Source organism: Micromonospora sp. D75, from assembly GCF_018070405.1.
Lineage (GTDB): Bacteria > Actinomycetota > Actinomycetes > Mycobacteriales > Micromonosporaceae > Micromonospora > Micromonospora chalcea.
In genome coordinates this window covers 1-5,536 of sequence record NZ_JAGPXV010000397.1, presented here as the reverse complement: position 1 = coordinate 5,536, position 5,536 = coordinate 1, and the positions used below count along the sequence as shown (strand labels likewise).

Annotated in this window: 4 protein-coding genes; all 4 read right to left on the bottom strand. The window is 75.8% G+C overall.

Features of this window, described 5'->3' with window-relative positions; genetic code table 11:
- Positions 1-99 precede the first annotated feature (99 nt).
- On the bottom strand, positions 100-966 hold the full coding sequence (locus KBX39_RS21500; protein WP_043323809.1) for an SDR family NAD(P)-dependent oxidoreductase: 867 nt from the start codon (positions 964-966) through the stop codon (positions 100-102).
- Positions 967-1,130: 164 nt separating this feature from the next.
- On the bottom strand, positions 1,131-3,926 hold the full coding sequence (locus tag KBX39_RS21495) for an FAD-binding and (Fe-S)-binding domain-containing protein (RefSeq protein ID WP_210872180.1): 2,796 nt from the start codon (positions 3,924-3,926) through the stop codon (positions 1,131-1,133).
- Between the two features lie 36 nt (positions 3,927-3,962).
- Entirely contained in the window at positions 3,963-4,733 is a 771-nt protein-coding gene (locus KBX39_RS21490; protein ID WP_210872178.1) for a nucleotidyltransferase domain-containing protein, read from the bottom strand.
- A 29-nt stretch (positions 4,734-4,762) separates the two neighbouring features.
- The coding region (locus KBX39_RS21485) for a diacylglycerol kinase family protein (RefSeq protein ID WP_210872175.1) at positions 4,763-5,536 on the bottom strand (774 nt) is incomplete at its 5' end.

The following is a 5,536-nucleotide window of genomic DNA, read 5'->3' as shown; positions in this document are numbered from 1 at the left end:
GCTCCTGAACGCGCGACTCCGGCGCCCCGGCCCTCGTGGCCGGGGCGCCGGCTCGATGCGTCCCCGGCCCCGACCGCCGTCGCCGGCGGCCCGACGGGATCAGGCGGTCACGTGTGCGCTGTCGCCCGCTGTCGCGGCGAACGACGTGCCGCTGACCATGCGCGCCGCGTCGGAGGCGAGGAACACCACCAGCGGCGCGACGTCCTCCGGCTCCACCCACGGCACGCCCAGCGGCGTCTTCGCCCGCAGCGCCCCGACCGCTTCCCGCTCCACCTCGGCCAGGTCACCCGACGGTGACTTCCCCGCCTCCACCAGCGCCTGCACGTAACGGTCCCGGTGCCGGGTCAGCGCGGTGTCGACCAGCCCCGGGATCACCGCGTTCACCGTCACGCCGTGCGGCCCGAGTTCCAGCGCGGCGGACTTCATCAGCCCAATGAGCCCCCACTTGGACGCCGAGTACGCGGACCCGTTCGTGGTGCCGTGCTGTCCCTGGGTGGACGACGTGATGACGATCCGCCCGCCGCCGCGCCGTACCAGCAGTGGCGCGAACACCCGCAGCACGTTCGCGGCGCCGGTGAGGTTCACGTCGATCTGGTCGTGCCAGTGCTGGTCGGTCATCTCCAGCAGCGGCGCGAACGCTTGGATGCCGGCGTTGGCGAACAGCACGTCCACGCCGCCGTGCTCCCGCTCGACCGCCTCGGCGAACGCGCGTACCGCCCCGATGTCGCGCTGGTCGGCCACGTGCGCGGACCAGCGGGCGCCGGCCGCCGTCACCCGGCGCCCGGTCTCGGCCAGGTCCTCCGGGGTGGCGGGCGGGAGGTCCAGGATCGGGCTGACCGGCCCGGCGACGTCCATCCCGGCCACGTCCGCGCCCGACTCGGCCAGCGCCACCGCCGCGGCCCGGCCGATCCCCCGCGCCGCGCCGGTGACCACAGCGACCCGCCCCGACAACACGCCCGCAGCCACCGCGTCACCCCTCCCGTGGACTCCCCCTTCCGCACCGTAAGCCCTGCCGTCCCCGCCCCGCCCGCGATCAAGCCCTCGGTACGCCAGCCCAGCTCACGGCGCCCGCTCCCCTCATCCCCGAACTGGTGTCGATCACGCGAAAAGCCGGCACTCCGCGGACGTCGCTACGGCGAGGTGGCCTCGGCCAGCAACTCCAGCACGTGCCGGTACGGTTGCCCGGTCGCCCGCGCCAGCCCGATCTCGCACGTACGGTTCACCGAGGCGTACCCGTCGAAGGCGCGTGCCGTGACGGCGGCGGCCTCGGCCCGGGTGGCCGACGCGGTCAGCTCCGGGTGCAGCAGTCCCCGGTCCCCGGCGAAGCCGCAGCACTGCCAGCCCTCCGGGACGACCACCTCGTCGGCGACCGCGCGGGCCACGGTGAGCAGCGCGTCGTCGAGTCCGAGGCGGACCGACGAGCAGGTCGGGTGCAGCGCGAGCGAGCCGATCCGGCGGCGCACTGTCAGCCGGGGCAGCAGCGTGCCGGCGGTGTACGCGACGGCGTCGACGACCCGCACGTCCCCGGCGCCGTCGAGCAGCCGCTCGAAGCCCTCGGTGCAGGACGCGGCGTCGCTGAGCACGGGCAGCGCGCCGTCGCGGCTGGCGGCGCGCAGCACCGGCGGGACGCGGTCGCGCACCTGCCGGTAGCCGTCGGTGAGTCCCTTCGACGACCAGGGGGTGCCGCAGCACAGGTCGCCGATGCCGTCGGGCACGAGCAGGCGTACGCCGGCCCGCTCGGCGAGCGTGAGCAGCGCGGCAGCGACGCCGGTGCCGCCATCGGCCGGGGCGAACAGCGTGCCCAGGCAGGACGGCACGAACACCGCGTCCGGGTCGTCGGCCGGGTGGAGGCGGCGCGGAGTGCCGCCGCGCGGCAGGTCCCGTTGCCACTGCGGCACCCGGTCGGCGCCGAGCACCGCGCGGGCGGCCCGGGTGGCGGCCTCGGGCAGCGCGGCGGGCAGCGCCCCGGCCAGATCGAGTCCCCGGGCCATGCCCCGGGTGGTGGCGCCCCAGCGGCGGGCCGCGCCGCGCCAGGCGGTCCCCGCCGCCCGGCCGTGCTCCTGCGCGCGCAGCCGCTTGACCAGGTCACCGGTGTTGATCAGCACCGGGCAGGCGGTGGCGCACATGCCGTCGACGGCGCAGGTCTGCACCGCGTCGTAGTCGTAGTCGTCGGTCAGTTCCCGGACCAGCGCGGTGTCGCCGGCGGCCTGCGCTGCGGCGATCTCCCGGCGCAGCACGATGCGCTGCCGGGGCGTGGTGGTGAGGTCGCGGCTAGGGCAGACCGGCTCGCAGTAGCCGCACTCGACGCAGCGGTCCACCTCCTCCTCCACCGTCGGCACGGTCTTGAGGTGCCGCATGTGGATCTCCGGGTCGTCGCTGAGCAGCACCCCCGGGTTGAGCACGCCGTCCGGGTCGCAGAGCGTCTTCAGCTCGCGCATCACCTCGTACAGCTCGTCGCCGAACTGGCGGCGCACGTAGGGGGCCATCACCCGGCCGGTGCCGTGCTCGGCCTTGAGCGTGCCGCCGTAGCCGAGCACCAGGTCGACCATCTCCTCGGTGAAGTCGGCGTAGCGCGCCGGGGCCGCACCGCCGTCGAAGCGCTCGTTGAGCATGAAGTGCAGGTTGCCGTCCTTGGCGTGGCCGAAGATGACGCTGTCGGCGTACCGGTGCCGCTCGAACAGCTCGGCCAGCGACGCGCAGGTGCCGGCGAGCGCCTCGACCGGCACGGCGATGTCCTCCAGCAGCGCGGTGGTGCCGGACGGGCGCGCGCCGGCCACCGCCGCGTACAGGCCCTTGCGGATGTGCCACAGCGCGGCCCGGGCGGCCGGCTCGCCGCTGAGCCGCGCCGGTGCGCTCAGCGGCAGGCCGGCCAGTACCGGTCCGGCGTCGGCGACCCGGTCGGCGAGCGCCGCCGGGTCGGACTCCTGCCACTCGGCGAGCAGCGCGGCGTGCCCGCGCACGGCCAGGCCACGCAGCGTGGCGTCCGCCTTCGGGTCCCGCTGGGCGACCCGCAGGGCGACGGCGTCGAGCAGCTCGACCGCCGCCGGCCCGGCGGCCACCAGCGCCGGCATGGCGGCCATCGCCGCGCCGAGGGAGTCGAAGACCAGCAGGCCCGTCGCGGCATGGCGGTGCACGGGTACGGTGCGGAACGTCGCCGACGCGACGAACGCGAGCGTGCCCTCGCTGCCCACCACGAGCCGGGTGAGCAGATCGGCCGGGTCGTCGTGGTCGAGGAACGCGTTCACGCCGTACCCCATGGTGTTCTTCATGGCGTACTGGGCGCGGATGCGGCGCACCGAGTCGGGATTGCCGCGTACCCGGTCGCGCAGCCGCAGCAGCCCGGCGTGCAGCGCCGGTTCGGCGGCGCGCAGCCGGGCGTCGGCGTCCGGGGCGCCGGTGTCCAGCACGCTGCCGCTGGGCAGCACGAGGACCAGCGACTCCAGCGTCCGGTACGTGTTGAACTCGGTTCCGCAGGTCATGCCGCTGGAGTTGTTGGCGACCACGCCGCCGACCGTGCACGCGGACTCGCTGGCCGGGTCGGGGCCGAGCTTGCGGCCGTACGGCGCGAGCCGCGCGTTCACCTGCCGCAGCACCACCCCCGGTTGGACCCGCACCCGCCGCCCGTCGTCGAGCACCGTGAGGTCGCGGAAGTGCCGTCGCACGTCGACGAGCAGCCGGTCGGTGACGGCCTGGCCGCTGAGGCTGGTGCCGCCGGAGCGGAACGTCAGCGGGGTGCCGGTGCGGCGGCTGTGCGCCAGCAGCGCGGCGACCTGACCGGCGTCGGCCGGGGTGATCACCGCGCCGGGGTGCAGCAGGTAGTGCGAGGCGTCGTGGGCCATCCGCAGCCGGTCCGCGGCCCGGGTCGCCACGCCGCCGGGCACCACCGACTCCAGTCCGGCCCGCGTGGACGCGCTCAGCTCCGTCATGATCACCGCACCTCCCCGGCTCACAGTAGTCGCGGTTCAGTTCGCGGTGATTTGGTCCAGCACCCGCCGCTGGAACGCGCGGGCGGCCGGGCCGGACGGCGGCGTGCCGCCGCGGCGGGCCTCGATCGAGGCGCGGATCAGCGCGGCGTCCGGGTCGTCGGCGGCAACCCGCAGCCCGGCGTCGACCTTGCCCAGCCAGACGCCGTCGCGGTGGCGCACCAGCGCGCGGCAGGCGCCGAGCACCGCGTCCTCCGCGCCGGGAGCCGGTGCGTCGCCGGGTGGGGTGGGCAGCGCCAGCCACCAGCGCAGCGCGTCGGCCAGCAGCGCCCGCAGCGCCTGCGGTGACGGGTCGGCGAACACGTCGGCGGCGGGCGGGCCGAGCAGCGTCAGGCCGGACTGGCGCAGGATGCTGCGGTCCAGCGCGTACCAGAACCGCCCGTCGGCGGCGGGCCGGTCGGCCGGGTCGTAGGTGGCGCGGAACGGCATTGTCGCGCCGGTGTTCAGCTCGACCTCGAAGCCGGGCTCCGGGGCGCCGGAGGCGGCCACGTCGCGGCGGTAGACCACGAGTTCCAGGCCGCGCGCCGGGCAGGGCAGCGACTCGTGCCGCAGCCGCTCCACGAGTATCCGCTTGGCCCCCTCGGGCAGCGGCCCGGCGACCAGCAGCGCCACGTCCACGTCGCTGCGCCCCGGCTGGTACGCGCCCAGCCCGACCGACCCGGCGGCGTACGCGCCGACGAGGTCGTCGCCGAGCACGTCCCGGGAGCGGCGGACCAGTTCGGCCAGGTAGTCGCGGATGTCGTCGCGCATTCCGGCATCCTGCCCCGGAGCGGGAGCGGTCAGTCCGGCGGGTCGGGGCAGCACACCGTCAGCGCGCCCGGGACCACCTTCACCTTGAGCCGTTTCGCCTTGCCCCGCGCGCCGCCGTCCAGCTCGTACGTCTTCGGCGCGTCGAACCGCACCGTGATCTTGCGACCGCGGGTGATCCGCACGAACGGCGACTCCTCGGAGCGCCCGGCGGCCATCCGGCCCAGCGTGCGCGCCCAGTCCACCGCGCCGCTGGCGGTGGACACGCCGACCTCCAGCGCCCCGTCGTCCGGACGGGCGTCGTCGAAGGCCGGGATGCCGCCGGTGATGGTGCCGACGTTGCCGAACAGCACGCAGCTCGCCTCGTCGTCGAACCAGTCCGCGCCGTCGACCCGGATCCGGGTCCGTACGCACTCGCCGCGCACGTGCCGCAGCCCGGTCCAGACGTACGCGATCCGGCCGAACCGGCCCTTGAGCTGCCGGTCGGCGTCCCGGATCAGGTCGCCGTCGAACCCGGCGCCGGCCATCACCGCGAAGTGCTCGCCGTTGATCCGGCCCAGGTCCAGCTCGCGCCGGCGGCCGTGCAGCGCGATCCGTACCGCCTCCGGCAGGTCGACCGGGATGCCCAGGTTCACCGCGAACAGGTTGGCCGTGCCGGCCGGCAGGATGCCCATCGGCACGCCGCTGCCCGCGAGCGCGTCGGCGCACCGCTGCACCATGCCGTCGCCGCCCCACACCAGCACCAGCTCGGCGCCGGAGTCCAGCGCCGCGCGGACCCGCTTGGGCGCCTTGCGGCTCTTCGGCAC